This window comes from Bradyrhizobium sp. SZCCHNS2022 (assembly GCF_032377575.1).
In the GTDB taxonomy this organism is placed as follows: domain Bacteria; phylum Pseudomonadota; class Alphaproteobacteria; order Rhizobiales; family Xanthobacteraceae; genus Bradyrhizobium; species Bradyrhizobium aeschynomenes.
On sequence record NZ_JAUHHZ010000001.1, the window covers coordinates 2,074,598 to 2,100,644 of the forward strand.

The window sequence follows — 26,047 nt, forward strand, 5'->3', positions numbered from 1 at the left end:
GGAGGACTTTCGCGTCGCACAAAGGAGTCAAAATGCTGAACAACCTCACTTGGATCAAGAGTACCACCAATACTTGGCTACCACTCCCGTTCAACTTCGCCAGTGTCACGCCGACGATCGGTACGTACATCATCTGGCACGGCGGTCCCGTCCCTCGGACAGTCCGAGTTGGTCAGGGAGACATCTCAAGCCGTCTATCGGCTCATAGCCGCGATCGCGAGATCATGGCCTATGCCGGGTTTGGGCTCTCCGTCACGTGGGCAGCCGTACCGTCAATGTATCTTGACGGCGTTGAGCGCTTTCTCGCGGATCGCCTGACCCCACTAGGGCGTGGACTCATAAGCCCTGGCCCAGAGGCGGGTTGAGCCGAGTGCGACAGCCGCGAGAAAGTTGCGAGCGAGCTTGTCGAAACGGGTCGCGATGCGCCTGAAATGCTTGAGCTTGCAGAAGAAGCGCTCAACCAGATTTCGCTTGCGATAGATGCGGCGGCTGACGGAGCGTTGGACCACTCGCTGGCTGGTGGAGGGAATATGAGCCCTAGCTCCGTGGGCTCTGATCATGTGCAGGAGGGCATCGGCGTCGTAACCACGGTCGGCCACAACATCACGGCATTTGAGCCCTTGGAGCAGAAATGGCGCAGCACGCAGATCGTGGGCCTGCCCCGGGGTTAGCATCAGCCGGACCGGCAGTCCGTTCTCGTCGACGACCGCATTGATCTTGGTGCTCAGTCCTCCACGAGAACGGCCAATGGCGTGATCCTCGCCCCCTTTTTACCCCCAGCGGCGTGCTGATGGGCGCGGACGATAGAACTGTCGATCAGCGCCATCGACTGCGGCGAGCGAGCTGCCAACACCTCGAAGATCTGGACCCAAACGCCTGCCTTGGCCCAGCGGTTAAAGCGGTTATAGACCGTCGTGTAAGGGCCATAGCGTTCCGGAAGATCTCGCCAGGGCGAGCCTGTCCGCAGCACATAGAAGATGCCGTTGAGAACCCGCCGGTCGTCGACCCGACCGACACCGCGCGGCTTATTCGGCAGCAAGGGCTTGATCAAAGCCCATTCTCGATCGCTCAGGTCAAACCGCGCCATTTCACCCCCCAAATCACCTAAGGGGAGTGAATCACCGTCCGTCAGCTAACGGAATCCATTTATGAGTACAGAACCTAGTCGGAGACCGCTTCCCCGACCGGATTCCGATCCCCGTAAACCTGCCGTGGGCTGCGTAGCATCCATTCCCTCTAGAAGGGCTTCGCTCGCTTCTCTCAGCTTCATGAGTTGATACCAGACCCACGGGGGCTCGTTCCCCGTGGCTAGCTTCGTTACGGCCAGATCGCGAATGCGCTCAAGATCAGCTTTCATCATGGTGCAAATCCTCGGTGCTTCGCAGTTAACAGGCCTTTAAGAACCAAGTTCCCGTATTGCGTTACGAGGTCGAGATGGTGTTTTCGCGATCGCAGCACAGCGTTGGTGTTAGGCTGTTCCCAAGCTGAACCGAAGCACGCGCGCGATGCCGGCGTGTGTCACTGTCAGCGCAGCGGGCTGGGTCGCATCCCCCACCAACGGCTCGAATGCGCCGTTCGATGCCAACCCCAGCCGTTGGACGATCTGACCGGGGATGATGCGCTCGCCTTCGCCAGCCGGCTCCAGCTCGTATCCGGCTTCGGTCAGCTCATCGATCAGGGGCGATCCAGGCAGGCACTCGACAATCACCGGCTCGGCCCCCGGAAAAGACACGATCCAACCGCCGCGTGCCGTCACCCACCCATTGAGCGCGGCGAACCGCTCCAAGCGGGTCCTGTTCTTGACCACGCCTATGGGACGGTAACGCGTCTCATCTTTCGGTTTCATGGGCCATCGCCATCACTGCATTGACGTACTGCTGCAGGGTCTCGCGTAGCCCAGCCACGTCGCGCTTGGTGTTCTTGGGCAAGAACCGCATCGTCGTGAGCCGCACGACGACATTGGCGGCAAGGTCCTCGACGTCGCGCATGGCGTAGTCCTGACGGGTGGGGATCGGCATCAGTGCACCCTGAGCCGGATCGAACCGGCTGCATCGGCCCCGAACCGATCCAGCACCGCGGCAACGACATCCGCGCGGGTCAGCGGACGCGGTGCCTTTACGCCGCAGGGACACCAAGGATGCGGCAGCCGGTCATGCATCCACAGGTCAACGACGGCATTCACGGTCGGATCGTCGCTGTATGTCACCCCTGCCCCCCATATTGACCGGATGCGAGCATCGCCAAGTAACGCCGCTTATTGGCCGCGTACATCCGCTCTTTGTCGTCGTCCGTCATGTGCAGCCCGCTGACCGCACCGAACGAATTTCGGGCAATGGCCCGCTCTTCAGCACTCAGCGTCAGTGGCCCGCTCTCCCGCCTGCCAGACGCGGTGGGTACGCCGCGCGAGACCGGCGCAGAAACCGGAACACGTCGAGCCGGGACCTGAGCGAAAGATCGCTGCGGCGTTGCTGCCGATCCCGGAACGCCCTCGGTGGTATCGCGCCGGACCGGAGCGATGGTGGATGTGGCAGACGCGGCCGGGTCGGTCCGCAGTGGCGCGTTGCGCGTCCGCTCGATCAGCTCAATGTCGGCCGTGACACCTCCAAGAATGCGGCTCTTCATCGCCTCGGTGTCGTCCTCCACGCCATCCGCCAAGGCCGCTGCATAATGCCGAGATGCAAGCGGCGCGATGGACGGGTCCATGAGCCTCGGGAACTGCCGCAGCGTCTCGCGCTTGAACTCGCTGATGCCGGGGATGCGGTCAATCTGCTGGGCGATGGTGGGCGGACGCGGCGGCGGCTGCCTCGCCAGTTCCTCGGCGTGCCGCTGCGCCTCCAAGGCCAGCTTGATCGGGTCAACAGCGTCGGCGACAGCAGCGGTTGCGACCGGTGACACGGGCGATACGCTTGGCTCCGGGGCACGATCAACGAACGGCACGGCTCCGCCATCCTTGAACGCCAGCGGCTTTCGATACTTCCGACGCACGACCACGAGAACACCAGCGGCTTTTGATGTCAGCTTCCGACGCGTCGGACGTTCGGCAGGTAGTCATCCTCGCCGACATGGTTCTTGTCGGTCCGGCCGGGTCCGCCTGCCTTGGGCTTCTTCTGACCGCGATGGTACGAATTCTCGCTCGCGCGGTTGGCCCAATAGTCCAGCGTCGACCGGTCCCGGCTCTCGCCGGACGGGCCAGCCTGCCGTTTGTATTCGCGGAGCCTTTCCAGTCGTGACATCGGTCTCTCCTATCGGCTGCGGGTCTGGAAGGTCGTGACTTCCATTGGTTGCCCAAACTCGTCGACCCGGACGTTGGCATCGCGCATCTGTTGCTCTGGCCGATGACCGCGCGCGGCCTCCTGCAGATATGAGCTACGCGTGCGGTTGAGATATTCGGCGAGGGCAACGGCGACATCACCGCGCGTGCCGTAGATGTTCGAACATGGCCGCGTTCCTGCGGGGTGCTCGATCTGCGCTGACCACTGTTTCGGGTTGTTGTTCATCTGCGTGGCGCGGGCGATGCGCTTGGCGCCATCGGCCTCAAGCTCGACGATGTAGACCTCAGCAACTCGGCTACTCTTCAAGGTCAGAACCATGGCTCACCTCCGGACCGTGCCCTGATCGTCGCGGTAGCTGCCGTCGCGGCGCATCTGCTGATACTTCGATTTCTGGCGCGCATACATTTCGATCTTCTGATCGCGCGACAGGTTAGGGTTCTGGCTGAAGTTGCCGGCGACCTGCATTTCTTCGTCGCTCAGGCCATACGGGTTCTGCTTCCGGGCCGCCGCCTGCGTCTGCGTGTAGTGCGTGTTGGCGCGCTGCATGAGCGATACCTCCTGCGCGTCCAATTCCAGGATGCGGTGCGCAGCGTAGTTCACCCTACTGGGGTCCTCGTTCATGCGGCCGGCTTCAAGCTCGGCATTCAGCTCGGCCCGTTCGGCTGCGATGCGCTCGGCCTGCGCGGTCATGATGTCTTCGTAACTGTACGCCATGGGGTCCTCCATCAGATTGGGTCTGCAGATGCGCCGCGACTGGCGCCGTTGGAATGCGGCTGTCGCACCGCTGCGAGCGCACCATGCTGCATCAGATGCACGTTGAGCGCCTGCCGCAGATGGTCCGATCTGTCCATCAACGATGCCTCGGCGAGCAACTGCAGCGCGTCGAATTGCTCCGGCGTGGTCCAGAACTCCAACTTGATCGGAAAGCGCGGTTGTTTTGCCATTACAGCGTCCTGTCACTTGCATGCAGTGAGCCAGCGTTGAAGCCGCTCGCAACGTAACGCTGTCGCGTCACCGACGCGGCGCGACGCCGCCGCTGCAATCGCGGTACTCGCTCCACGCATCTGCCAATCGATCGTTGGCCCTGTTCATCTTGTTGGGGGTGCCGCCGCGCCGGTAGTCCTCCATTGCTTTGCGGACATCGTCCTCAGCAGCAAGGACGTCGGCAGCAGCTCGTTCGAGACCTGACATGATCACAGCCTTCTAGACAAAGAGCGTTGACACGTTCATTTTATGCGAACGACACGGCGCAAACAAGAAGTTGTTAGTATTCAACGGAGTACCAACATGATGCCAACCTACGTGACGGCCGCGTCTGGCACGATCTCACCTTGGCGGCTCGTCAACTGGCATACGACGCCGATCAATATTGGGTTCGGCATCCTCACTTCGGGCTTGTCCAGCCAGTACACATTGCAGATCACCTTTGACGACCCGACAGGCGTCTACCCCTCATCGGCGGGGCCGACCGTATTCAGCGCATCCGCTGTAAGCGCCATCGTCACCAGTTCAGCCAACCAAGCCGGCTCGATCACGCAGCCGATCGCGGCATGGCGCATTAGCAATACATCGACTACGGGCTCAATCACCGTCACGGCCCTACAGGCTGGTATTGGTTGACAGCCCGCAGACCGGCTTATTCCAAGCGGAATTGGCATCAAGTGAATTGCGCAGAGATATCCTGCGATGTATTACCTTAAGTTGCGCCCCTCGCATTGTTTGACGTACCGGGATCAGCATCGACTGGAGAGCGAGGCTATCATGACTCGTGAAGGCACCTTGCCGCCCGAACCTCGGGATTTTCCGATCCAACTAAATCCGGATGGGGTAGCAGCCCCGGCAAGACAGGCGGCCATGGTCTGTCGTGAAGTCATCGATCTGTATTTCCAAGCTCTTGACTCAACTGACCTGAGCAAGCCGCCCCCCGCGTCGACAAGCAATTTCTTTCGCTTCAGCTCGCCTGCACCTGAGTGGTCGACCATCGAAAGGCGCGCAGTCCACGAAAACTGGATACTACCTAAGGCATTCCAGGAACTGATGAGGGGCGTTCGTGCTTCCCTGGAAGAGGCATATTTCTTCGCCCAATTGGCTAGCATCGGCCGCCTTCAGGTTCGATCGAGTTCTACTCTGGGCGAGATTCTTGCTCCATTTCGCGAGAAAGCGACAAAAATGAACTTTCCCTCACTACTGGCAGCCGTGAATCTCCGGCTCGACACGCCTTTGGAATTCGCAGACGCGTTTGAATCGATGCAGAAAGCCAGGAACTGCCTGGAGCATAGGAACGGCGTTGTTGGCGGGGTTGACGTAGACGTAAACGGCGAAATGAGACTTCGCTTCCCTCGGCTGAAAGGCTTTGTTCTGAGAGGCGGGCATGAACTTGAAATCTATCGAGATATGTTTGTCGAAGCGGGCGAGAAGATTTTCTTTCGGACGGACGTCAGGATACGCGTCTTTCGCGCAGGAGACCGTTTGACGATAACGTCAACGGACTTCGATGAAATTGCGTTTGCTTGCTCGCAGTTCGCCACAGACCTGGCTGCTCGATTGCCGAAGGTCGCGACAGCACTGACGCCGCCGCCCCCCAAACCCTAGCCTGCCCTTGAGACGGCACACGCGGTTTTCCGGACAATCTGAGCCTCATCAAGGTTGCACAGCCATTCGAGCTGCTGCGCGCCAAGATGTACGACAGGGATGCAAAAGCCGAGCTGGACGCTCTCCAAGCACATGCTATGGCCGCACATGCCGCGGGACTCGGCGGTGGCCAGCATTCGTCGCTGATTTGCTCTCAATCGCTTTTTTGCGAAGGCGCGCACACGCTGCGAAAAGGTCCGCAGCAGCTTTAAACATTGCGGCATCGGGCTCGCCTAACTCGCCGTTTGGCCAATAACTAGCATCGAACTTCAACATAAGCCTTTCAGCGTCCTCCGCGGGTTTCATGGAACGGACCGAAAGGTGCCTCATAACCGTTGCCAGCAGCTCGGTCGTTGCCTTACGAGAATGGCGTTCTTTGTCGACACGGTTCTCGTGTTCAGCCAGAGCATCCTGCGCTGTCATGCGTCCTTCGTTGACCAACGCAACAAGGTCCGGCGCATCGGCCCCAATCTTGGCAAGCTTGGCCTGATCGGCCTGTCGAGCCTGCAGCCGCTCAATGGCTTCATCAAGGCTGATGCGGGTATCTTGAACGAGTGACAGCAGGTCGGGTGCTTCTCTTGAGACATACTCTCGCTTTTCCTGCTCCTCCCGCTTAGCTTCTTGGTTGGCCCTCGCGCTCTGGTAGGCGGCATCGAGGAATTTGGTACCCGCCATGACGTCTTCGGCAGCCGCACGGCTGTCTGCGAGCACGGCGCGAGCCATAGAGAGATTGTTTTGGAACGTCTTGACGCTCTCGCCTTGAGTCTTCCCGACATCGGGAAGACTCTTACCCGGTGTTGGTGTCGGGTACATCATAGCCACCGCCATCGCTCGTTGGCCCGAGTTGAGGTGCCGCCGCTTGACGTTGGTGGACAGGATGAACGCCAGATGATCCTCGTCTTTGAGCTTATGATAAGTCGGCTGGACTTTGGCCAGTTCGCATGCGCGCAGCCGATTACGGCCATCAACAAGCACCTCCTCGCCTTCATGCTCGCCGATGACAATCGGATGTTTAAGGCCATTCTCCTTAATGTCCTCGGCAAGGTCCGCGATCTCCTCCTCCGACATCATAGGGAAGATAGCTGCAGCCGGATGCACCGGATAAGATTTGATGCTCATGCCGCGACCTCTTCAAACGGCTGCAGAACGCCCAGCTCTCGCCCGTACTCGACCGGGTCGATCGAGACAGCCTCGATGTTGTTGTGGAGGTTGTCGACCACGTAAAAGTCGCCGAGATCGTAGTACCAACGCGAACTACTGCGACAGCGCCGCATTGCGAGGTAATCATGCGCAAGCTTCCGGTTGATGCGCGCAATCAGCGCCCTCATCGTCACCGGCACCTTTGTCTCTGCCGTCATGTGTATCTCCCTCGTTCAGCGAGCGGAGACTACATGCATCAGCGCGGCCGTGAAGATGTGCGGCCGTGATTGGGTGTCGATAGCGCAAAATCAGTTGTCGATAGCGGCGAGAACAACAGCGGCATGACTGCAGGGTGTTGCAGCCGTCTCTTGATGGGAAGTCTGCCCGTACGCCCCATTTCTCCGGCCCATGCAGAAGCGGCCGTGCGCAGCCAACGCGTCAGGACCCGGTTTCCGGCCCGGTGGGGGCCGCTTCTCAGTCCGAGTCCGTCCAGCCATCGACGATCCCGTACTTCTGCTTGAGCTTCCGGGCCTCGGCTTCGGCATCCTCCCGTGTCACACACACCAGCGAGATGTCCGGGAGACCGCCCCCGTCGATCTCGACATGAAACGTCCCGTCATCCTGCTCGACAATCTCAACTCGCGGCTTGCTCATACCGACCTCAACCAAAACTGGTTCCCATGAAAACCCTACCTCCTGGACAGGCGGGACTCCAGGAGCGACGCATGGTGGAACAGATTTTCCAAGAGGACCCGTTCTATTAGTCGGGGTGCCGGTGGTGGGGGTCCCCTCCCGCCGCTCGGAGGCGGGTGCAGGGTCCGGTCGGCTTTCCGTGGCACGGCGACGACACCAGGGGCGTCGATCAGTGCCTCGGCGTTCCGCTTCCCGAAGGAAGGAGAACATGCTCCAGGGTGAGGAGCAAATCGACGTTGATAACACAAGATTTTCTGCTGTTTCTTGAAATGTGCCCCCAACTATCCCACCGAAAGCGCCCTGTCAGCTGCCCGACGCCGCGCGATGTCGAGCATGAACTCAAGCTGCTCGACCAGTTCGGCAGGCCCGCCGCAATCAGCCTCCATGCACTCGATGACGTCCTCGGGCGTCTGGCAGGCGTCGAACTCGCCCACGCCGCCGACCTCGATCTGATCGCGCAGCAGGCCCGTCAGCTTGCCGATCAGGGTGAGGCTGCCATTGACCGCGCCGAACTGCTTCGCCGCGCGGGCGGCGTCGACCGTCGCCTGCAGCTCCGTGAGCAGAGACGCGACAGTAACGCGGGTTTTGGGCACGACATCGCGGCGTAGTTCATTGATCCTGGCGTTCACGGCAACATTCCTTAACAACCGACTTCCCGCCGCATCGGCGACATGGCGCTCTGCAACGCCGTAAGCGGCCTGATAGGCCTTGCCTGCGTTCATGTGATTGCGCAGCAACTCGTTGCAGAAGTTCTCACGCTTTCGGTTTGGTAATTCGGGCATCAGCGAGTCGATGTCAGCGTTGTATGCGCCAGCTGAAGCTGCGCTCTCGTGAGCGTACCATACGTTGGAAGCTGTCGCGCAATCGTTTCGAGCATCGTCTTGCGGCTCGGCGTCTGCGCTCGCCTGATCGCCATCGAGATCAGCAGGCTGTGTCGTTGAGAACTCGGCTGGGTAACCATCGTGATCTCCTCATACGGCGTGTGACATGCGCTTCGCCTTCGGGCTGCGCTTCTGTCACGCGCCTGCAGTCCGTGTCCGTGTTTGATGGTGAACGTTTGAGTGGGCACACTTCGCCCTACCGGGAGCGAAGCGTCCCTGCGGTGTTTGACGGAGCCACGTCGTCGCAAGCACACGCGATCGACAGAGCGCCGATGTTCGGCGACGCCGGGGTTGCCCTGTCGGCGTCAAGTAACTCTGCTGTTTCATGCAGCGGCGGCACCAACCAGCCGATCGCGCAGCTCGGCGGTGCGTGCATGGCAATCACCATGCGTCCTTGTGTAGTTCGTGGGATGCCCTTCCCGATCCATGCCCGGTCCTGTCTTCCGGGGCACTCATGCGCATTGGGCGCTGGCTATCGACACCAGGCCGCGCATTGAGGACGGAATTGCTATTGCCGGAAAAAGAAGCGAGGGCTATTACGTTTCTCGCTTGTGATGCTCAGGGGCTTTGGAGTTGCTGCCTTGCCCCACGCTTACGATCTCCGGCCTTGCGTTCCGCCAGAACGCGGGCCGTTTTCGTTTTACGGCTGATCCGAACGCGGCTCAATCCCACGACTTGAGCAAATCGGCCGATCCGTCAGCGAACTTGAACAAACTGTTCACAAACAACTTTAAGAGCACGACTTCAACCCGTTGAGGAGTCGCGCAGTTTATTTCTGTTTTGTCTTTCGAGAATTTTTTCCGACGAGCTATCGACACTCGATCGAGCTGACCGTCTTGTTAGTTCCGGCTGCTTCCTATTAGTATCGCCGCCGTCCAATCTTGGACGATCTCAAGCCTGAGCGGAGACATGACTACATCGGCCGCGCGGTCCAAACCGCGCATCTGCACCGTCAAGGAAGCCTGCGAATACGCCAAGATCAGCAAAAGCCAACTCTATGTCCGGTTGGCTGCCGGAGAGGTGAAGGCCTACAAGCGCCACGGCACCACGCTCATCGACATGGACTCGCTCGATGCCATGAACTCCGACCTGCCGGAATGGAAGCCTGTCGGCGGGCCCGGTCCGCGCCGCCAGCGGAAGGCGAATCAGTGAACCGAGGCGCGGGCAAAGTTGGGGGCACATTTCGCCCGCGCTTCCTAAACACTGTCAAAATAGGCGTGCTGTAACAAAACTTGATCCAGCCCGGGGAGCCATTCTGGCCATGCCGAATGGTTCTTCTTCACCCCCACCTCTTCCCCCACGAATAATCCCTCTCGGCGTTCGGTGCGGACCGATGCGCTGCCACATGGCCAGCCCGGACGATCTCCAGCCGGGATCTGCTCGCGTGCGGCCCGTCTTGACGGCGCATGAGGGCTCGGGCAAGCGGGGCCGACCTCCTGCGAGCGACGACCCGCGATGCCCATTTCCGACCATCTGAAAGCCGTCCGCAGCAAGATCGGCCACGATCTCCTGGCGACGACGGCGGTCTCGATCTCCATTTTCGACGACAAGGGCCGAATCCTTCTGGGGCGCGACGCCGAAACCAACCTTTGGACCTTGCCCGGCGGCGCCATCGATCCGAACGAGCATCCGGCCGACGCAGCCAGCCGAGAATGCTTCGAGGAGACCGGGCTCATCGTTCGGCCGCAGCGCCTGCTCGGTGTCTTCGGCGGACCCGAATTTCTCATCCGCTATCCCAATGGCGACCTGACCTATTACACCGTGATCGCCTTTGAAGCCGTGATCGTCGGCGGGGCGCTCGTGCCCGACGGCGAGGAGATTGCAACCCTGCGCTTCGTCGATCGCGAGGAATGGGAACAGCTCCCAGTGTCGCCGTCGAGCCGAATCATCTCTCGCCAGGCGTTTGACCAAGACACGGCACCGTATTTTGCTGCAGCAGGCTGGCGGCCCGAGAACTGACCTCCGAGCCCCGATCTCACCAAGGCCCTGCAACGTTGGACCCCGTCGCTGCCATTCTGATGCTGCTGGCTGGTCTGCTGCATGCGACCTGGCATGCGATCGTCAAGACCGGCAGCGGGCTGTCCATCCTGGCCGGCATGGGTCTGGTCAGCAGCGTGCTGACGATGCCCTTCATGTTCGTCGTTCCAATGCCATCCAGATCGACATGGCCGATCATTCTCGCCTCGCTCGTTTTGCACGCCGGATACAAGACAAGTCTGGCAACGGCCTACCGCTCGGCCGAGTTCGGGCGCTCCTACCCGATCGCCCGCGGCACCGTGCCACTGTTCGCGACGCTGCTCGCCTATGTCGGGCTGCAGCAACGGCCCGGCCTCGAGCAGCTCGTCGGCATCCTCATCGTCGTCCTTGGCATCCTCGGCCTTGCACGTGACCGCATCCATGGTCCGATCGACCGCCGCGCGTTCTGGGCTGCAGTCTCTGCCGCGGCCATGGTCGCCGCCTACTCGGTCGTTGATGGCGCGGGCACCAGGCAGATCGAGGGATGGGCGTCATTCACGGTCTGGGTGATCGTGCTCGACAGCGTCGTCTTCTTCGTTGTCGCGTCGGCACTGCAAGGACCGGCAATCCTGTCGGATATTCGTAACGCCCTGCTCCCGGTCCTCGTCGCGGGAGCATTGGGCGTCATCTCGTTCGCCGTGTTCCTGTGGGCCCTGAGCCGAAATCCGATCGCCAGCGTTGTCGCCTTTCGCGAGTGCAGCGTCTTGTTTGCGACGCTGATCGGTGTCCTGTTTCTGAACGAGCGTCCAACGCCACGACGGCTCTGTTGCGCGGCACTGATCACAGGAGGCCTGGTCGTCATCGCATTGCTCAAGCCGGCCTGAGCTGGCCTGTCGCTGCGTCCTGTGGAGGAACGCTGCCGAATGCCATAGTTCCATGTTCATCGCAGTGTGCATAGATGTGCCACGATGATGCACGCCAACGAAACCTCCGTAAAACTCCTGGTTGCAAATCGGAGGCAACTAATTCAGTGTTAATCACTTTGTCATTTTTGAGTCCCAGCCCTATTGTCCTTGTAGCGTGAGAGTCCTTCAGTCCAGCTGATACTGAGGTGGCCCATGCCTACCGTCCTCATTATTGATGATGATTATGCCACGCGCGCTGCGCTGGAAACGTTGTTGAAGAAGAAGCGATTCTGCGTGTTTCTCGCGCCGGACGGACCCACCGGCATTCGGCTGATCGGCAGCGTCTCGTTCGATGCCGTCGTGATCGACATGTTCATGCCGGGCATGGACGGAATCGCGACCATTCGCGAGCTTATCAAGATTGATCCCACGGTGCCGTTCATTGCGATCTCCGGCTACGCCTTCACCGACAAGAAGCAGGGAGCTCCGGACTTCCTCGGCATGGCGATCAAGCTCGGAGCGACGGCGGCTCTGCAGAAGCCGTTCGACATTCTTGACCTGCTCGAAGCCGTGGATCGTGCGATCGAGGTCCGTCAACAGCTGCTGGTCGAAGCCCGGCAACCCGGCTCCGCAGCCACATCTGTCAGGAAAGCCTCATGACGAACATCCTGGTTGTCGATGACGAAGTTGGCGTCTGCTGTGTCATCCAGCATCTTCTGGTTCGCGAAGGCTATGCTGTCACCGCCGTCACGGACGGTCGACTGGCGATGGACGCCGTGGCACGCGACGATTTCGCCGCCGCCCTGATCGACCTCAACTTGGCCGACATGGACGGTAACGACGTCATTCGGGCCGCGCGAGCAGCGCGGCCGAACATGCCGATCGTGATGATGTCGGGCATGGTCCTGGAGTCCGGACACGGGACGCCCGACTTCCTCGGACTCTCGGCCCGGGTGGTCGGCCTGCATCGTCTGGCAAAACCGTTCAAGCCACGCGATCTGTCGCAGCTGATGCGAGACATTCTCGCTCACGACTCCGAGCCCCTTGCCGTCGCGACGATGACCCGACAGTAGGATGACCCGGACATGAGCCGTTGACACGCGCGCCCGCTCCGCCCTTCATTGCGGGACGGCATGCGTCGCCGACAGTCCAGGGCCGCCGCGCGGGAGTTGCTGAATTGCAGCCGTGCGCATCCAGGCCGGAACGCGCGCTTGGCAAGTTGGCTCGTCAGCCCCGGACGACCGCGAATCGCCTGACCGGTCGGCGCCGGACTGATGCGAGAAGGAACAGGTTCAGAAAGAGCTTGAGCGTCGAGCTCGGCGAAGCTCGAGAGCCTGCGACAAAGCGTCGTCCGAATCGCGGCTTCATCTTCTTCATCCCATCTCATGCGGACACGCGAAGTCCTGGAGCCATTTAGGAACGATTAAGTTCGATGGGATGTGACCTCGTTCACACCAGACGGCTCGCAGACTGAGATACCTATCGCTGGAACGAAAGGCACCGGTAACCAATTAGGTCTTTCGCTCCGGATCGTTAGAATTTGAGTGATCCGCTCAATTTGAACAAAGTGAAGCTTTGCGATCTTGCTCGCAGTTGCGCGAGGGCACGATGAGCGAAGCCGAATACGAGTTGTTGATGGACGTTGTAAGAACGGCTATTGCGCCAGAGCTTGAGATCGATTCCATGGCCCGCTTGTTTTCAATTTCAACCTTCCCCAAGGCTGCCAACGACAATCAGGGCGCTTGGCCGCTGATCCCGTTTCCGGATGGCTGGTTCGCGGCCTGCTGATTCGCGCCTGCGGATTCGGGCCTGTTCTTGATGCGTCCGGCTCGCCCGGCGATTGGGTCGACGGTCGTCCTCTGACTTCACCCGAAACGGTTCCCGTTGATGCAATGGCGACGGCGCGATGGCCGCCGCCTTGCTGATCACACCAGCTATTTCTTGACGGCGAACACCCAGACCACGCCGCCTTGCGGCACGTTGTCCTCCAGCCCCGTGTTCCCCTTGGCGAGCGCATCCTGGATGCGCTGCGCATCGACGCCCCAGCCGGACTGCACGGCGATGTACTGGGTGCCGTCGACCTCATAGGCAACCGGCATCCCCATGATGCCCGAGTTGGTCTTCTGCTCCCACAGCAGCTCACCGGTCTTGGCGTGGAAGGCGCGGAACATCCGGTCGTTGGTGCCGCCGACCAGGACGAGATCGCCCGCGGTCGCCGTCACCGAGCCGAACAATTGCGACTTCGGGAAGTTGTGCGACCACACCTTCTTGCCTGACGCCGGATCCCAGGCCTGCAGCTCGCCGAAATGATCCGCGCCCGGCCGCACCGTCAACCCGATGTCCTCGGCCTTGGTGCCGAGCCAGAGCTGTCCGGGAACGAGCGGCAACTTCTCGCCGGTAAAGCCGCCGCAGAAGTTCTCGTTCGCCGGCACGTAGACGAAGCGCGTCTTCTGGCTGTAGGCCGCCGACGGCCAGTCCTTGCCGCCCCAGAGCGACGGACAGAAATCGACGCGCTTGCCGAGCGTCGGCTTGTGCGCGGGATCGACGATCGGCCGCCCCGTTTCCGGCTCGATCCCCTTCCAGACGTCGGTGTGAACGAAGTTCCAGCCGTTGACGTATTTGATGTGCTCCGGCGTGCTCTCGAGCACCCAGAAGATCGCGTCGCGTCCGGGATGGATCAGGCTCTTGAAGGTGCGGCCATCGCGCTGCAGATCGATCAGCATGGGTGCATCGACCTCATCCCAATCCCATGAATCGTTCTGGTGATATTGGAAGTGCGTCTTGATCTTGCCGGTGGACGGATCGAGCGCGATGACCGAGCTGGTATAGAGATTGTCGCCGGGATGCAGATTCCCCGGCCATGGTGCGGCGTTGCCCACGCCCCAATACACGGTCTTCGTGTCCTTGTCGTAGGTGCCGGTCATCCAGGCGGAACCACCGCCGTTCTTCCAATCATCGCCACTCCAGGTGTCATGCCCGGGCTCGCCCTCGGCCGGGATCGTGAAAGTGCGCCACAGCTCCTTGCCGTCCTCGGCATCGTAAGCGGCGACATAGCCGCGCACGCCGAACTCTCCGCCCGAGCCGCCGACCATGACCTTGCCGTCGACGACGAGCGGCATCAGCGTGAGATATTGTCCCTTCTTGTAGTCCTGGACCTTCTTGTCCCACAGCACCTTGCCGGTCTTGGCGTCGAGCGCGACGAGATGATCGTCGGTGGTGGCGAGATAGAGCTTGTCCTGCCACAGCCCGACGCCGCGGTTGGTCGGATGCAGCTGGAACAGATCCTCGGGCAGCTCGCGCTTGTAGCGCCAGTACTGATCGCCGGTCTTGGCATTGAGCGCGATCACCTGCCCCATCGGCGTCGTGATGAACATGACGCCGTTGTTCACCAGCGGCGGCGCCTCGTGCCCCTCGACCACGCCGGTAGCGAAGGTCCAGACCGGCACCATGCTCTTGACGTTGGTGGTATTGATCTGGTCGAGCGGGCTGTAGCCCTGGCCGTCATAGGTGCGGCGATAGAGCATCCAGTTGCCGGGCTCGGGATTTTCGAGCCGCGCCGGCGTAACCGGACTGTAATTGTCGATCGGACCGGCGATGGCCGCCGGTGCGGCGAGACAGCTGAACGCGACGGCGCTCGATAGCAGCCATTGTTTGATCGTGATGGACGTGATGGACATGGACAAACCTCCCCTGCTTCGTTTTTCGCTTCAATGCTTGTCGTGACGATGCGAGTTCCGATAGGCACACGAGATCTCATCAGCCCTGCTGGCCACCTACCTTTCCGATGAAAGGTGCGGCGATCACGAGCACGCCGTCCTTGATCACGAGGGGCAACGCGGCAAGCCGCCGCGGCGCGGGACCGAACACGACCTGCGCCCCGCGCCGTGGATCGTATTCGGAGTTGTGGCACATGCATTTGAAGACATCGTCGTTGCCTTCGCTGGCCTTGATCCAGGCCGTTACCGGACACCCCGCATGCGAGCAGATCGCCGAATAGGCGACGATGCCCTCCACCGCGCGCGAACGCGTATTCTCGTCGAGCTCGTTCGGATCGAGTCTGACGAGAAGCACTTCGTTCAGCCGCGAACCGTCGCGCACGATCGCATCAATCGGATCCTTCGGCCATGCATGGACCGGTGGCTCTCCGACCTTCATGTCGCCCAGCGTGATCGTCTGTCCTTCGCGGTCCCCTTCCGAGAAGACGAGCAGGTCGCCTTTTTGTGGCCGCTTCTCCTTACGAGGATCATCGTCATCGGCCGCCGCGCCTGCGACCGACGCGCAAGCGGCAAGCGTGCCGAGAACCACCGAACGACGTGTCGGATGCTCGTCCATGACAGATCTTTGCGTGTGATGTTGTGTGTGAGTTCTGGGAATGCTGCCTTACACCCGCCGTCCCGCAGCGCACCCTGACATAGAATGATTAGAACAATACAACCCGCCGAAATCAAGGCGCGCAGCGCGATTTCGCCGCGATGTTTTCAAATATCGTCGCTGCTTCGCGTCATCGCGGATGCAGCAGCCGGCGAACGCCGCGGTTGCAGGGCGTGCGCTCACGCACTACGATTGCGTCACTGATCGCGCTTGAGCATCCTGCAGCAAGGCTCCGACAGTCGCAGCGTGGGAGCCTTCATTTTGCAGCGGCCGATCATACGGATATGCAGGACATCGAACTCGATGCAAGGAACTGGAGAACGCCTGACGATTTCCGATCGGCGCTCAAGGGCGCGATTGGAGCGCCGACATGGCACGGCGACATCGTAGGTGCGTTCTTGGATTCCATTTTTGGAGGTGGCTTGAACACGCTCAAGCCGCCTTACATCATCAAGATCGTCAACACGGCGGGCCTATCAACCGAGCTGAAGGCATTGCTCCACGATTTGTCCTCCGCAATTGATGACACGCGAACTCGGAGGCTTGCACGCACAGGCGAGGATGTTGCTGTTGGTCTCACCATCGCGGAATGAAAACCGCGACGTCATGTTGGGAGCCATGATCGGATCTCGCCGGACGATCGGCCATGTAGCCTGAAAACATACACGGAACGTGACACCCGGCGGGTGCGTGACGATGCCGCCTCCGCTCGGCGAACCGTTGCACTTGCGACATGCGACGGAAAAGTCTAAGGCATGCGCCATGGGGCCACGTGGCGGAGTGGTTACGCAGCGGTCTGCAAAACCGTTTACACCAGTTCAATTCTGGTCGTGGCCTCCACTCAATCAAATCAAGCACTTAAGTCGGTTCTTGGCACTAAGGACGCGAGGCTGTTTTTTCCGTTTAGGGAGACTGTGGGGAGACTGGCCCTTCTAAATGAAGATCGCGATCCCATCGGCAGCAAATGTTTCGAGCTGATGTGCTGCCGGCCTGGCCTTTCGGAATGTTCCCACTGTCGTTGCCAGCATGATCGAGGATGGGATTGACGGCGTTCTCACCTTGACAGACGACGATCAGGATTTTGAGGAGATTGCGGCTCCGTCACCAAGGCGACCGGATGCCCGATCTGGTACGAATTGACCGACATCCAACGCTGAGCATGTTCGCCCCCGGTTCTTCCTGCACCACCGCGGCACGGTGTATTCTTACGCAATGCAGCAGCGCCCCCCGGCCGGCAGCAATCCCCCGAACAGGCTAACTTTTCGCGTTGAAGTAGAACGAAAGTCTCGACCGACGATTTTGTCTCGTTACTAGGAGGAATCGCTAGGCTAGGCTAAAGCCGAGAACAGAGGCCGAGCCCGGTCGTTAACGTAATTCTTGAACCCGACCTTAAGCGCCGCGGCGCTTACTCGAAGCCTTGCCCACGGAGATAAGGAGGAGAGCATGTCGACGAAGCACCTGGTCGCGCTCCTCAACTCCCATATCGAGGGTGATGCAGAGCAATTCCTTTCGATCGCCCTTCAAGTCGCGGCACAAGAGGCTCGTCAAGGTCGCACCGAGGAAGCCGACCAACTTAAACGCTTGGTCCAGAAGGCTCGCGACCAGCAGCGCCGGGGGCGTCCGACGGGTGGTCAAACGCCGATCCCGCTCGCACGGCCGCGCGGCGAGCTGCAGGGGCTTGTTGAGAGCACCTATCCCAAAGTCACCTTGGCCAGCATGGTTCTTTCGGAGGACGTGCACAACCGCTTAAGCCGCATTGTGCGCCAGCAGCAGGAGCGAGCGAGGCTGCGCGACCATGGGCAAACGCCGAGCACGCACATGCTCCTAGTGGGGCCACCAGGCACCGGCAAGACCATGACGGCCTCAGCGCTGGCGGGTGAACTTCATCTGCCGCTGTTCACCGTTCGGCTTGAAGCGCTGTTCAGCCGCTACTTTGGCGAGACCGCGGCGAAGCTGCGCGTGCTCTTCGATCAGATCGCGCAGACGCGGGGCGTTTATCTGCTGGATGAGTTTGACGCGATCGGCTCCCGTCGCAACGATCCGAACGACGTGGGCGAAATCCGCCGCGTACTCAACTCGGTTCTCGCCTTCATGGAGGAGCCAAACTCGACGGATAGTCTTGTGCTCGCGGCTACCAACCACGTTGCGATCCTCGACGAAGCGTTAGCGCGACGGTTCGACGAGGTGATTGAGTACAGCTATCCGGATTGGAAAGTAGCGCGAGCGATTCTTGAGCGACGGCTCGGAAAATTCAAGCTGAGTGGCTCGTGGGCATCAGTCGAGTCCGCGCTCGACGGATTAAGTCAGGGCGAGCTTGTCCGTGCGGCCGACGCTGTCGTTAAGGACGCAATTCTTGAAGGCGCGTCGAAGGTATTGCCGAACGCTCTCGGGCGCGCGCTTCAGAACCGTCAGACCCTGAAGGATAAATTCCAACGGCGTTAGCGAAAACCCTTTGCATGCCGAACGGGATGAAACATTCATGCTCAAGGGTTAGCGGCAAATGGCGGGGGCTGATGAAGACGATTATGGGACGCCCAATCGTCCGCACATCTCATTCAACGCATTTCGTGAAGCGACGCAGTACGAATTTCCGTCGCGCAGGCAGGAACGAAGGCCGCTGCGAGAAGATTACGCTGCGCACGCGGACGCCCTCCTTAATCAGCTAACGCACGCCTTGGGCGACCTGCCCGCGTCGGCCGATGATGCGCGCCTGCGAATCGAAGGGCTGAAGCCAGGTACGGTGGTCGAGATTTCGACGCGCCCACCCGACGAAGGGTCACGTACAAAGGCGGCGAAGGTACCCGCGGGGCTGGACTTTCCCGCGCAGGACATCATCGTCCTGCGAACCGAGCGGAGAGAAGATCGTACAGAGAGCGCGCTCTTGTTCGTACCTGATGACGCGCGCACCTTCCTTAAGGGACGCATTACGCAATACGGACGTGACCCGGGCAACGAGCGGCGCGCTGACGTTGATCGCTTCGAGGTCGTCGAAACGATCGCGCCCGTGTCCGCCCGGTCACTCTTCGTCGGCGACGTCGATTTCACTGTACCGGACTTTGTCTGGTGGGAGCTCTGGGTTCAAAACGGACCGGACCGGGCCGACAGGGTGGCCGAACGAGCCCGTGCTGCCGAACTCGACGTGCATACCGATCGCCTCTTCTTCCCCGATACGACAATTCTGTTCGTCCACGGCGCGGCAAGTGCGATCGCCGCTTTCGCTTCCCGAGTGCCTGGGGCAATCAACGAAATTAGGCGTGCGCTCGGGACTATCGAGCCTTTTTTGGACCGGAGTGGACCCGGACTGGATCAGCACGACTGGGTGGCTGAACTTGCAGAACGCGTGATACCGTCGCCAAAGGATGTATCTGTCGTCTGCGCACTCGACACTGGCGTCTCCGCCGACCATCCACTCATCGCACCAGGCCTGAAAGGCGCATGGGCTTACGATGCGGCTTGGCAAACAGATGACCACGTCCCTGATGGTGGACACGGAACGGGTATAGCCAGCCTTATTCTCTACGGCGACCTTGAGCCGCACGTGAACGGAGCACAGCCCGTCGAGCTGACACACGGCGTGGAATCCATGAAGCTACTTCCCCCGCAAGGCTTTCCGCCAACCAAGCCGCCGAGCTATGGAGTTGTCACCCAAGGCGCCGTTGCTAAGGTCGAAATCGAACGGCCGGGCGTGATGCGCGCATTCTGTCTCGCGAACTCAGCGATTGATTTCCCGTCGAGCCGGCCATCGACTTGGAGTGGAGCACTTGATCAGATCGCTTCGGGCTCAATGCCTGGCGATGCGGCCGATGGGGTTCCCGCGTCCTCAGCGCCAAAGCGGCTCGTCATCGTAGCGGCCGGCAACGTCGACGGGGGAATGCTCGTCGACGTGCAATCTTCACATCCAATTGAGGACCCGTCACAAAGTTGGAACGCGCTGACAATCGGCGGCTTCACTCGGAAGGATCAGATGCCGGCTCCTCCGCCGGCGTGGGAGCCAGTCGTACCCGCCAATCATCGTAGTCCTTTCAGCCGAGGGTCCCAGTCGCTTCCCGACGATTTGACACCGATCAAGCCGGAAGTGCTGTTCGAGGCCGGTAACATGCTGTCCGACGATATCGGATTCTGCGGATGGCACCCGGCAGTCTCGCTGCTTGCGGCTGGATCAGACGTTGTCGTCGAGCCCTTAGTGCCCTTTTGGGCGACGAGCGCGGCGGCTGGGGTCGCCGGTCACTTTGTTGGACGGCTTCAGGCGGCCTTGGCTGAGCGGTGGCCCGAAACCCATCGGGCGCTTGCCGTCGATAGTGCAACTTGGCCAAAGCCAATCCGGAAAAAGCTGATCGGCAAGGGCGCACACTGGAAGACCACCAACTCAAAGGCTGAGAGGCAGAACATCATTCGCGAGATAGGCTACGGCGTGCCGGATGTTGAGCGCGCGATCTTGTCGGCCCGGAATGACGTGACGTTGGTTGCTGAAGCAGAGATCCAACCTTACACCGTCGGCAAGGATGGTCGCACCGGCGTGTTTAACGAGATGCATTTCTACGACCTGCCCTGGCCACGTGCGGCGCTAGAGCAACTCGAGAATGAGATCGTCACCATGAAAGTGACGCTATCCTACTTCATCGAACCAAATCTGACAGGCCGAGCCTCAACGCGACCCGACACCTATCGGTCTTTCGGCCTGCGTTTCGCGATGAAGAAGCGCACCGAAACTGCTGCTGCGTTCCGAGCGCGCATCAACGCTGCGCAAGACCGGGACGGAACCACGGCAGATAAGGAAGCCGACTGCTGGTTGCTCGGTCCAAAGGCTGTACAAGCCGGGTCACTCCATTGCGATCTATGGCGCGGGTACGCAGTCGACTTAGCGGGTCACGATGCAGTTGCAGTGTATCCGGTCGGCGGTTGGTGGAAGTCGCACCTGGGCAAGCAACGCGTGACCGACAAAGGACGCTATGCCCTCGTCATATCGATCGCAGCGCCAGGGCACGCGGTGGATCTTTACGCAGAGATCGAGGCCGCGATTAGGGTGGCGACGGAGGTGGAACTTACCTCGGGCCAAGCGTAGGCGTGAGACCACAGTGTGCCAGCCAGCTACGTTCGGCGTGACGATGCTACGTTCGGCCTTCATAAATTCTACCATGCTAAACAGTGATGACGAGAAGAATCTGCCGCGCACACCATTGGCAACGCTGGCTCGCGGACCGTATGAACAACCCGTGCGCAGGAGGCATCCCATCTATCTCTCGTTGAGAACCGTATGTGGGACGCGAAATTTACTTTCCCGCACTGTTGTGACGCGATAGCACTGAGCCGACGAAGATAAGCATCAAAGGTCAGCTTAAGCCAAGCGGGGTAAGATGACGACGCTAAGTGACGTTGACATCAGTGCTGAAATCCAAGCCCGGGGTTTAATCCGCGGGGCTGATCCGGGTAGGCTAGCGGGAGCTTGCTACGAATTGCGGATGGGCACCGTCTATTACGATCTGACCGAGGGCGGAAAGCGCTTCACACTTGCACCGAGTGAGATGGTCCTGATCAAGCCGGGCCACCGGGTAGTGCTCATTACCGCTGAGGAGCTGGAGGTGCCATCCGATATTCTTGTGCGAGTAGTGAGCAAAGGCTCTTTGTTCAGCGTTGGCCTGAGCCCAGTTGCCACCTATGCCGATCCTGGCTTCGGCGGAAATTTGGGCATCGTAACCCAGAACGTCAGCGATAAATATATCCAGCTGCCGCAAGGAGAGCCGATCGCAAAGGCTGATTTTACGCGGCTCACTAGCCCCTCTGCCCGTCTATATCAGGGGCAGCACGGGTTTCAGGCCGGCATTTGGCCCATCAAAACGCACCTGCAGAAAGAACACCACGAGGTCGCGAACGACCCTAGAGTGCTCTCAGAAAAGGAGGAAGCATTTGCGCTTCTTCCTGCAGCGACACGAACCGCCATCCGTCAGGTTGAGCAAACTCAGCGTTTGACAAACATCGGACTTGTTTTGGCGATCGTTATTAACTCGGCGCTGCTATTCTTGGTCAGTGGTAGGCTCTTGGACCTTTTCACCGGGATAGTTGGAAGTCTAATTGCCAGCGGCATCATTGGGCTCGCCACGGTCTTTGCTAACCCTATGCGTAGGACTCGATAATGGAGCTTTCAGACCTCATCAAGAAGCAAATCGATGCTGACGAGCGCCGCGGTTTCCCAGTGATTTTTGAAACTGATGCCGAGCGGCACGATCAACTCATGCGCGACCTCGTGGGTCTAATCAGCGAAGTCGGGGAGATTGCCGACCCTCTGAAAAAAGTTGGTTTAGCGATGTCGACCCCAGGCTACGTGGGACCTAGTCTTGCGGAGGTCATGCCGCAGCTGCGTTCCGAGCTAGCCGACGTCGCGATTTATCTGTTTCGTCTATCTGCAATCCTAGGAGGTGATCTTGAGCAAGACCTTCTTAAAAAAATGAAAATCAACGATGAGCGATATCGCCACTTGGAGCGATAGGCTCGTCTTTCTTCTCGCCGTCAACACCGGCTTCGTCACACGTGGCGCGCCGGATGATCGCTTTCTGGAGTTTTACAGGAGCCGAAGTTCGCCACGACTGCACTGCGCAATCGTGGGCAATGTTACGGTGCCAGGCGGCTTTGGGAGCAATGCCGCGACGCCACATCTTACAACCGCTTCAGTTTGGGCCGATCTCGCTACCGCAATCCGATCAAGAGGGACGCTACCAGGCATTCAGCTGGCGACCGCGTGGAGCGGGTATGTCGGCTCGCGGAAATTTGTATCATCCGCCTCGCATGTTTTCATTCCGTGGGCGCGCAATCTGGTAAATGAGATCGGACCGGAAGCGATCTATGCGTTTCTCAATTCATTTGACTCGGCAGCAGACATCGCAACCCAACACGGGTTCGGCCATATCCAAATTCACGCTGCTCACGGCTATCTGCTCAGCCTATTAGTTGACAATCGCATCTATCGCAACGCCACGCAGGTGCTGGACAGGCTATCATTGCTCTCTGAGCGACTGCGGCGACAAGGTCTGCAAACCTCCATACGCATCTCGCTAAAATCCGGCGATCCAGAATTTGATCGTATTGGCTCGGTCGAATTTCAGGACACCATCGCTCGGCTTCCATTCGACTTCGTTGATCTTTCTTCCGGCTTTTACAATATCGACAAGAGGCTGATTTACCCAGCGCGCCCAGACGTCCTCATAGAGCGGCTCCGAGATAGCGTCGCCATTGGAGTGCGACACCCGATGCGCTCATTCATCTTTTCTGGCCGCATCCTAGATGTCGACTGGACCGGCATTCCTTCCAATATGCATCCGGGCCTCTGTCGCGACCTTATTGCGAACCCCCAGTTTCTGCAGCAACTCCACAATGGATGCCGCAACCATGGGAAGTGCCACTATTTCTCCCGCGGCAGCAATCATTTGACTTGCGCCAGGTGGGCCGAGCACTAATCCAAAGCGGAGGTGTTGCTGAGCCGAGCAGTAGCCTTCGAGAACTAATGCTCCGATGTGATCCGTCGATTTCAGCGTACGTCGCTGAGGTGCGTCAGCACGATACTCGATCGTCGCCGGTCAACTGTCGAGCAGTTCCGTTTTGGCTTCATCAATCGCTTCCCGTAACCGTTCGAGACCTGTTATCAGTGCCGCAGCGATTTCGGCCGCCGCGCGGGCCTGATCTGCCGGAGGAAGGAGCGCAATCGCCGCCTTGGCCGCATTGACAGTGCTGACAATTCTCGCGTCGAGGTCAGCGATGAATTCTTCGTGGCTGCGGTCATCGCAATCATTGTGCACTGTCGATGTCCCTCCATGTGGCGGTTTTCTCAGCGAGCGCACTCGTCAGCCGCTGTCGCAAATCAAATGTCTCTTGCTCGACCGTGCGGCGGCCTCCCAGGTTATGCCCAGCCAGTCGCGCGGGAAGGGCAGATAGTTCGGTCAAGACTAGACCCGCAAATCCGTCGATCACTTCAAAGCAATCGGCAACTTCGATTAGCCGCCTCTCATCCTCTGCAATTTTGATTTGGAGATGCCGCGCCTTCAAGTCGCGGTATCTCGTCTCAGCTTCCGAACGCGCAGATCGGCGCGCCGGGTCGCGGAGCCATCGAAGATATCCGATGCGGCCTGCGTCGAGATCAACCTTGCCGTCGGCTTCCATTGCGATCCGCCCTTGCCCCTCCGTTGCAAGCCAGCGCGACATGTATTGCCTCGAAACGTCAAGGTGCAAAGCAAGTGCCGAAACCGAGACGAGCTTCCCGCTGCTACTGTGCTTTTTAATTTTCATTTGTCACCGCAACCGCAAAAATGGCCAGACCAAATACGCAGAATGATCGAGGTCGCGCGTACCCCTCATTGATTCCGCCTCCCAGAGGACCCGGCAGGCCTCCAGAGGGTCCTTACCGGCTCTCCTCCCCAACCCGCCGGCCTCACAGGAACGCACCACGGGCCGCCGTATCCAATCCTGTGTCCTGTCTGACGAAGAAGGCTCTGGACCTGGCTGGCCGCCGAGCCGTCAACGCGTCTCGATGACTTGCGCCGCCTTGGCAGCCATGCCGAGCGGCTTGCTGCCTTCCGGTTCTACGATGACCTGCAGCTCGACGCCGAGCACCGCGCGCGGGTCGGCGTCGGTGCGGTGCTCGACCGGCAGGCCGTCGCGTTGCAGGGACCAGACCAATGAAGCTTCAGACCGCTCGATCGCCAGCTTGTCTTGCGCAATCTCGGAGAGCTTTCGTTCGCGATCCTGCGGCGACAGCGCGGTAGCGTCATCGGAGATAGCATCAATCTCCCGTTCGAGGCGTGCGACCAAGGCGTCTCGGTGCAGCCAAACGAACAGCGCCGCCGTATCGATGACCTCGCCCATAGCGTTGCCAACAATCTGATCGCCGGTTTTCCCCACGATGGCGGCCAGCCCCAACCGCTGCATGGTCAGCGGCCAGCCGATGGCGTGTCCTGCTTCGACCAGAGGGGAAACGTCTGGCGTGCCGCGCTCGGCCAGTTGCTCGACAGCCGCGCGCGCCTGAGCCTTGGCGTGTGTAGCTGGTAGGGGTGCGGATTTGACGCGGTGCTCGTCGGCGCCCAGCTCGCGGAGGCGACGACGAATGCGATCGAGCGCCACCGCGACAGTCTCGCCCTTCTTCAGAACCGAGGCGACGTCGATCTCGTCGGCAGGGACGATCGCTGTGCCGCCCGGCCGGCCTGTCCGAAGCCAGCTTTCCAAATTTGTCACCGACGCTCCGGCATTGCGCGAGCGGGCCTGCCTGGTCTCGAGCAGTTCGTTCAGCCGGGTCATCTCGGCATCCACGGTGGCGAGCTTGCGCGCGGCGTCGATCACACTCACGTCGTCGTCATCCAGACCCGGACCGCCCTGGCCGCGCGGTGTCTTCAGGTGGGCGATCCGCGCGTTGAGGCGGTGCCGGTCAGCGCGTAGCTCGCCAAGCTGGTCAAACAGCGGCCGTTGCAGGTTCATCGCATCTTCGGCGTGTTGGCGCAGCGAAAGCAGAAGCGGTTGCCGCGACGCCGGCAGCAGGTCGACGACGTCGAGCGGCGGCGGAAGGCCGGGTGAGAAACCTGGAATGATGTTTGTAGCGTCCCACGGTGCCTGTTCAAACGATCTTGCCATGGTTGTCCTCCTACTTGTCGACCACTACCATGGCGGCAGGCGTTGGCCACGAATAGCCCGCGTGCGCGATTTTATTTGTCGCCATGGCCGCCGAGCGCGCGGCGAATCGTGCGTGCTGCAATCGGCGCGTCGCGCGTCTGCAGGATGCGCCAGCAGACCTCGCGCAACGAGCCGCGATGACGCGGCGGACATGACGTCTCAGTACAATCCCGTCGCCATGCCGTGCCCCGATAGTCTGCCAAGCCGCGCGCCAGCTTCGTTGCAGCGCCGTTCACGGACAAGCCTTCACAAAATCGCGACGCGGCTTCGCGCAACAGCCGGTCGCGCTCGCGAAGCGCCCGCACTGTCGCAGGGAGCCGATGCCCTGGCCCGCGTGGCATCATGACGGCATCGTCGGCGATCAGCTCGGCGCTCGCGACGTCGATCGCGCGCAATGGCTTCATGGCAGCACCGCGCGCGGATCGAGGAAGCATCCGCCTGGCACAACCTGCTGGAGCACGCGAGCTGCGGCTTCATCAATCGCGGTCGGGTCGTCGCCCCTCCAACAATCGCAACAGAGGCCTGCAACAGCCGCCTGCTTCGGCGCTTC

Annotated in this window: 33 protein-coding genes and 1 tRNA gene; 15 read left to right on the forward strand and 19 right to left on the reverse strand. The window is 60.3% G+C overall.

The genetic code is table 11. From position 1 onward, the window contains the following. Positions 1–323: 323 nt before the first annotated feature. From QXZ94_RS09210 to QXZ94_RS09250, 9 genes are all read right to left on the reverse strand, one after another. Positions 324–1,087 (reverse strand): IS5 family transposase gene (locus QXZ94_RS09210; RefSeq protein ID WP_315719298.1). Its coding sequence is split into 2 segments (ribosomal slippage): positions 324–749 and positions 752–1,087, totalling 762 coding nucleotides; the frame shifts between segments, so codons are not numbered across the junction. Positions 1,088–1,468: 381 nt separating this feature from the next. Next, positions 1,469–1,846: a hypothetical protein gene (locus QXZ94_RS09215; protein ID WP_315720147.1), complete on the reverse strand. Its 378-nt coding sequence runs from the start codon at positions 1,844–1,846 to the stop codon at positions 1,469–1,471. Then, entirely contained in the window at positions 1,830–2,018 is a 189-nt protein-coding gene (locus QXZ94_RS09220) for a hypothetical protein (protein ID WP_315720148.1), read from the reverse strand. The genes QXZ94_RS09215 and QXZ94_RS09220 overlap by 17 nt, the downstream gene beginning before the upstream one ends. A gap of 184 nt (positions 2,019–2,202) precedes the next feature. Continuing rightward, positions 2,203–2,937 carry a hypothetical protein gene (locus QXZ94_RS09225; protein WP_315720149.1) on the reverse strand — a complete coding sequence of 245 codons (735 nt, stop codon included), beginning with the start codon at positions 2,935–2,937 and terminating at the stop codon, positions 2,203–2,205. Positions 2,938–3,014: 77 nt separating this feature from the next. Then, entirely contained in the window at positions 3,015–3,233 is a 219-nt protein-coding gene (locus tag QXZ94_RS09230) for a hypothetical protein (RefSeq protein ID WP_315720150.1), read from the reverse strand. 9 nt (positions 3,234–3,242) lie between these two features. Next, on the reverse strand, positions 3,243–3,590 hold the full coding sequence (locus tag QXZ94_RS09235) for a hypothetical protein (protein WP_172182138.1): 348 nt from the start codon (positions 3,588–3,590) through the stop codon (positions 3,243–3,245). Positions 3,591–3,593: 3 nt separating this feature from the next. Further along, positions 3,594–3,962 (reverse strand): hypothetical protein, encoded by a 369-nt coding sequence (locus tag QXZ94_RS09240; RefSeq protein ID WP_315720151.1) that lies wholly within the window; start codon positions 3,960–3,962, stop codon positions 3,594–3,596. Positions 3,963–3,997: 35 nt separating this feature from the next. Further along, the gene (locus QXZ94_RS09245; RefSeq protein WP_315720152.1) at positions 3,998–4,216 is read right to left on the reverse strand and encodes a hypothetical protein; all 219 of its coding nucleotides are present in this window, start codon (positions 4,214–4,216) and stop codon (positions 3,998–4,000) included. A 67-nt stretch (positions 4,217–4,283) separates the two neighbouring features. Then, positions 4,284–4,463 carry a hypothetical protein gene (locus tag QXZ94_RS09250; RefSeq protein WP_315720153.1) on the reverse strand — a complete coding sequence of 60 codons (180 nt, stop codon included), beginning with the start codon at positions 4,461–4,463 and terminating at the stop codon, positions 4,284–4,286. A gap of 96 nt (positions 4,464–4,559) precedes the next feature. Between QXZ94_RS09250 and QXZ94_RS09255 the strand changes: the two genes are divergently transcribed. Both QXZ94_RS09255 and QXZ94_RS09260 read left to right on the forward strand, forming a co-directional pair. Continuing rightward, positions 4,560–4,892 carry a hypothetical protein gene (locus tag QXZ94_RS09255; RefSeq protein WP_315720154.1) on the forward strand — a complete coding sequence of 111 codons (333 nt, stop codon included), beginning with the start codon at positions 4,560–4,562 and terminating at the stop codon, positions 4,890–4,892. Positions 4,893–5,033: 141 nt separating this feature from the next. Beyond that, on the forward strand, positions 5,034–5,864 hold the full coding sequence (locus QXZ94_RS09260) for a hypothetical protein (protein ID WP_315720155.1): 831 nt from the start codon (positions 5,034–5,036) through the stop codon (positions 5,862–5,864). Positions 5,865–5,999: 135 nt separating this feature from the next. Here QXZ94_RS09260 and QXZ94_RS09265 read toward each other — a convergent pair whose 3' ends face one another. The 4 genes from QXZ94_RS09265 to QXZ94_RS09280 form a co-directional block, all read right to left on the reverse strand. Beyond that, the gene (locus QXZ94_RS09265) at positions 6,000–7,022 is read right to left on the reverse strand and encodes a ParB/RepB/Spo0J family partition protein (protein WP_315720156.1); all 1,023 of its coding nucleotides are present in this window, start codon (positions 7,020–7,022) and stop codon (positions 6,000–6,002) included. Next, entirely contained in the window at positions 7,019–7,261 is a 243-nt protein-coding gene (locus QXZ94_RS09270; protein WP_315720157.1) for a hypothetical protein, read from the reverse strand. The genes QXZ94_RS09265 and QXZ94_RS09270 overlap by 4 nt, the downstream gene beginning before the upstream one ends. A 256-nt stretch (positions 7,262–7,517) precedes the next feature. Next, positions 7,518–7,697: a hypothetical protein gene (locus QXZ94_RS09275; RefSeq protein WP_315720158.1), complete on the reverse strand. Its 180-nt coding sequence runs from the start codon at positions 7,695–7,697 to the stop codon at positions 7,518–7,520. 320 nt (positions 7,698–8,017) lie between these two features. Beyond that, positions 8,018–8,518 (reverse strand): terminase small subunit, encoded by a 501-nt coding sequence (locus tag QXZ94_RS09280; RefSeq protein WP_315720159.1) that lies wholly within the window; start codon positions 8,516–8,518, stop codon positions 8,018–8,020. Positions 8,519–9,526: 1,008 nt separating this feature from the next. Between QXZ94_RS09280 and QXZ94_RS09285 the strand changes: the two genes are divergently transcribed. The 6 genes from QXZ94_RS09285 to QXZ94_RS09310 all read left to right on the forward strand — a co-directional run bounded on the left by QXZ94_RS09285 (position 9,527) and on the right by QXZ94_RS09310 (position 13,266). Then, positions 9,527–9,769, forward strand: a complete 243-nt coding sequence (locus QXZ94_RS09285) for a helix-turn-helix domain-containing protein (protein WP_315720160.1) — start codon at positions 9,527–9,529, stop codon at positions 9,767–9,769. Between the two features lie 303 nt (positions 9,770–10,072). Next, positions 10,073–10,576, forward strand: a complete 504-nt coding sequence (locus tag QXZ94_RS09290; protein WP_315720161.1) for an NUDIX domain-containing protein — start codon at positions 10,073–10,075, stop codon at positions 10,574–10,576. 35 nt (positions 10,577–10,611) lie between these two features. Next, a complete protein-coding gene (locus tag QXZ94_RS09295) occupies positions 10,612–11,457 on the forward strand; it encodes an EamA family transporter (RefSeq protein WP_315720162.1) in 846 nt (281 codons plus the stop codon). Positions 11,458–11,691: 234 nt separating this feature from the next. After that, positions 11,692–12,138, forward strand: coding sequence for a response regulator (locus QXZ94_RS09300; protein WP_172108801.1), 447 nt, complete (start codon positions 11,692–11,694; stop codon positions 12,136–12,138). Continuing rightward, positions 12,135–12,551 (forward strand): response regulator, encoded by a 417-nt coding sequence (locus QXZ94_RS09305; RefSeq protein ID WP_315720163.1) that lies wholly within the window; start codon positions 12,135–12,137, stop codon positions 12,549–12,551. The genes QXZ94_RS09300 and QXZ94_RS09305 overlap by 4 nt, the downstream gene beginning before the upstream one ends. 535 nt (positions 12,552–13,086) lie before the next feature. Then, positions 13,087–13,266 carry a hypothetical protein gene (locus QXZ94_RS09310; protein WP_172108797.1) on the forward strand — a complete coding sequence of 60 codons (180 nt, stop codon included), beginning with the start codon at positions 13,087–13,089 and terminating at the stop codon, positions 13,264–13,266. 146 nt (positions 13,267–13,412) lie between these two features. Here QXZ94_RS09310 and QXZ94_RS09315 read toward each other — a convergent pair whose 3' ends face one another. Beyond that, on the reverse strand, positions 13,413–15,155 hold the full coding sequence (locus tag QXZ94_RS09315; RefSeq protein WP_315720164.1) for a methanol/ethanol family PQQ-dependent dehydrogenase: 1,743 nt from the start codon (positions 15,153–15,155) through the stop codon (positions 13,413–13,415). Between the two features lie 79 nt (positions 15,156–15,234). Further along, on the reverse strand, positions 15,235–15,810 hold the full coding sequence (locus tag QXZ94_RS09320) for a ubiquinol-cytochrome c reductase iron-sulfur subunit (protein WP_315720165.1): 576 nt from the start codon (positions 15,808–15,810) through the stop codon (positions 15,235–15,237). 323 nt (positions 15,811–16,133) lie between these two features. Here QXZ94_RS09320 and QXZ94_RS09325 point away from each other — a divergent pair, with 323 nt between their 5' ends. The 7 genes from QXZ94_RS09325 (at position 16,134) to QXZ94_RS09355 (ending at position 23,297) form a co-directional block, all read left to right on the forward strand. Beyond that, a complete protein-coding gene (locus QXZ94_RS09325; protein WP_315720166.1) occupies positions 16,134–16,442 on the forward strand; it encodes a hypothetical protein in 309 nt (102 codons plus the stop codon). Between the two features lie 173 nt (positions 16,443–16,615). Further along, positions 16,616–16,689 (forward strand) — tRNA-Cys (locus QXZ94_RS09330). Between the two features lie 603 nt (positions 16,690–17,292). After that, positions 17,293–18,291, forward strand: a complete 999-nt coding sequence (locus tag QXZ94_RS09335) for an ATP-binding protein (protein ID WP_315720167.1) — start codon at positions 17,293–17,295, stop codon at positions 18,289–18,291. 58 nt (positions 18,292–18,349) lie between these two features. Then, positions 18,350–20,911, forward strand: coding sequence for a S8 family peptidase (locus QXZ94_RS09340; protein WP_315720168.1), 2,562 nt, complete (start codon positions 18,350–18,352; stop codon positions 20,909–20,911). Positions 20,912–21,203: 292 nt separating this feature from the next. Continuing rightward, on the forward strand, positions 21,204–21,980 hold the full coding sequence (locus tag QXZ94_RS09345) for a dCTP deaminase domain-containing protein (protein ID WP_409998739.1): 777 nt from the start codon (positions 21,204–21,206) through the stop codon (positions 21,978–21,980). Next, a complete protein-coding gene (locus QXZ94_RS09350; protein WP_315720170.1) occupies positions 21,980–22,333 on the forward strand; it encodes a hypothetical protein in 354 nt (117 codons plus the stop codon). Before QXZ94_RS09345 ends, QXZ94_RS09350 begins: the two co-directional genes overlap by 1 nt. Beyond that, positions 22,305–23,297: a hypothetical protein gene (locus QXZ94_RS09355; protein ID WP_315720171.1), complete on the forward strand. Its 993-nt coding sequence runs from the start codon at positions 22,305–22,307 to the stop codon at positions 23,295–23,297. Before QXZ94_RS09350 ends, QXZ94_RS09355 begins: the two co-directional genes overlap by 29 nt. Positions 23,298–23,417: 120 nt before the next feature. Here QXZ94_RS09355 and QXZ94_RS09360 read toward each other — a convergent pair whose 3' ends face one another. The 4 genes from QXZ94_RS09360 to QXZ94_RS09375 form a co-directional block, all read right to left on the reverse strand. Then, on the reverse strand, positions 23,418–23,636 hold the full coding sequence (locus QXZ94_RS09360; protein WP_315720172.1) for a hypothetical protein: 219 nt from the start codon (positions 23,634–23,636) through the stop codon (positions 23,418–23,420). Continuing rightward, positions 23,626–24,123 carry a hypothetical protein gene (locus QXZ94_RS09365; RefSeq protein WP_315720173.1) on the reverse strand — a complete coding sequence of 166 codons (498 nt, stop codon included), beginning with the start codon at positions 24,121–24,123 and terminating at the stop codon, positions 23,626–23,628. The genes QXZ94_RS09360 and QXZ94_RS09365 overlap by 11 nt, the downstream gene beginning before the upstream one ends. A 228-nt stretch (positions 24,124–24,351) precedes the next feature. Next, positions 24,352–25,458 (reverse strand): hypothetical protein, encoded by a 1,107-nt coding sequence (locus tag QXZ94_RS09370; protein ID WP_315720174.1) that lies wholly within the window; start codon positions 25,456–25,458, stop codon positions 24,352–24,354. Positions 25,459–25,529: 71 nt separating this feature from the next. Next, positions 25,530–25,892, reverse strand: a complete 363-nt coding sequence (locus tag QXZ94_RS09375) for a hypothetical protein (protein ID WP_315720175.1) — start codon at positions 25,890–25,892, stop codon at positions 25,530–25,532. Positions 25,893–26,047: the final 155 nt, after the last annotated feature.

Coding starts and splice junctions, on each gene's coding strand:
- QXZ94_RS09215 (WP_315720147.1), bottom strand. CDS start 1,846: ATGAAACCGAAAGATGAGACGCGTTACCGTCCCATAGGCGTGGTCAAG.
- QXZ94_RS09220 (WP_315720148.1), bottom strand. CDS start 2,018: ATGCCGATCCCCACCCGTCAGGACTACGCCATGCGCGACGTCGAGGAC.
- QXZ94_RS09230 (WP_315720150.1), bottom strand. CDS start 3,233: ATGTCACGACTGGAAAGGCTCCGCGAATACAAACGGCAGGCTGGCCCG.
- QXZ94_RS09235 (WP_172182138.1), bottom strand. CDS start 3,590: ATGGTTCTGACCTTGAAGAGTAGCCGAGTTGCTGAGGTCTACATCGTC.
- QXZ94_RS09240 (WP_315720151.1), bottom strand. CDS start 3,962: ATGACCGCGCAGGCCGAGCGCATCGCAGCCGAACGGGCCGAGCTGAAT.
- QXZ94_RS09245 (WP_315720152.1), bottom strand. CDS start 4,216: ATGGCAAAACAACCGCGCTTTCCGATCAAGTTGGAGTTCTGGACCACG.
- QXZ94_RS09250 (WP_315720153.1), bottom strand. CDS start 4,463: ATGTCAGGTCTCGAACGAGCTGCTGCCGACGTCCTTGCTGCTGAGGAC.
- QXZ94_RS09255 (WP_315720154.1), top strand. CDS start 4,560: ATGATGCCAACCTACGTGACGGCCGCGTCTGGCACGATCTCACCTTGG.
- QXZ94_RS09260 (WP_315720155.1), top strand. CDS start 5,034: ATGACTCGTGAAGGCACCTTGCCGCCCGAACCTCGGGATTTTCCGATC.
- QXZ94_RS09265 (WP_315720156.1), bottom strand. CDS start 7,022: ATGAGCATCAAATCTTATCCGGTGCATCCGGCTGCAGCTATCTTCCCT.
- QXZ94_RS09270 (WP_315720157.1), bottom strand. CDS start 7,261: ATGACGGCAGAGACAAAGGTGCCGGTGACGATGAGGGCGCTGATTGCG.
- QXZ94_RS09275 (WP_315720158.1), bottom strand. CDS start 7,697: ATGAGCAAGCCGCGAGTTGAGATTGTCGAGCAGGATGACGGGACGTTT.
- QXZ94_RS09280 (WP_315720159.1), bottom strand. CDS start 8,518: ATGCCCGAATTACCAAACCGAAAGCGTGAGAACTTCTGCAACGAGTTG.
- QXZ94_RS09285 (WP_315720160.1), top strand. CDS start 9,527: ATGACTACATCGGCCGCGCGGTCCAAACCGCGCATCTGCACCGTCAAG.
- QXZ94_RS09290 (WP_315720161.1), top strand. CDS start 10,073: ATGCCCATTTCCGACCATCTGAAAGCCGTCCGCAGCAAGATCGGCCAC.
- QXZ94_RS09300 (WP_172108801.1), top strand. CDS start 11,692: ATGCCTACCGTCCTCATTATTGATGATGATTATGCCACGCGCGCTGCG.
- QXZ94_RS09305 (WP_315720163.1), top strand. CDS start 12,135: ATGACGAACATCCTGGTTGTCGATGACGAAGTTGGCGTCTGCTGTGTC.
- QXZ94_RS09310 (WP_172108797.1), top strand. CDS start 13,087: ATGAGCGAAGCCGAATACGAGTTGTTGATGGACGTTGTAAGAACGGCT.
- QXZ94_RS09315 (WP_315720164.1), bottom strand. CDS start 15,155: ATGTCCATCACGTCCATCACGATCAAACAATGGCTGCTATCGAGCGCC.
- QXZ94_RS09320 (WP_315720165.1), bottom strand. CDS start 15,810: ATGGACGAGCATCCGACACGTCGTTCGGTGGTTCTCGGCACGCTTGCC.
- QXZ94_RS09325 (WP_315720166.1), top strand. CDS start 16,134: ATGCAGGACATCGAACTCGATGCAAGGAACTGGAGAACGCCTGACGAT.
- QXZ94_RS09335 (WP_315720167.1), top strand. CDS start 17,293: ATGTCGACGAAGCACCTGGTCGCGCTCCTCAACTCCCATATCGAGGGT.
- QXZ94_RS09340 (WP_315720168.1), top strand. CDS start 18,350: ATGGCGGGGGCTGATGAAGACGATTATGGGACGCCCAATCGTCCGCAC.
- QXZ94_RS09345 (WP_409998739.1), top strand. CDS start 21,204: ATGACGACGCTAAGTGACGTTGACATCAGTGCTGAAATCCAAGCCCGG.
- QXZ94_RS09350 (WP_315720170.1), top strand. CDS start 21,980: ATGGAGCTTTCAGACCTCATCAAGAAGCAAATCGATGCTGACGAGCGC.
- QXZ94_RS09355 (WP_315720171.1), top strand. CDS start 22,305: ATGAGCGATATCGCCACTTGGAGCGATAGGCTCGTCTTTCTTCTCGCC.
- QXZ94_RS09365 (WP_315720173.1), bottom strand. CDS start 24,123: ATGAAAATTAAAAAGCACAGTAGCAGCGGGAAGCTCGTCTCGGTTTCG.
- QXZ94_RS09370 (WP_315720174.1), bottom strand. CDS start 25,458: ATGGCAAGATCGTTTGAACAGGCACCGTGGGACGCTACAAACATCATT.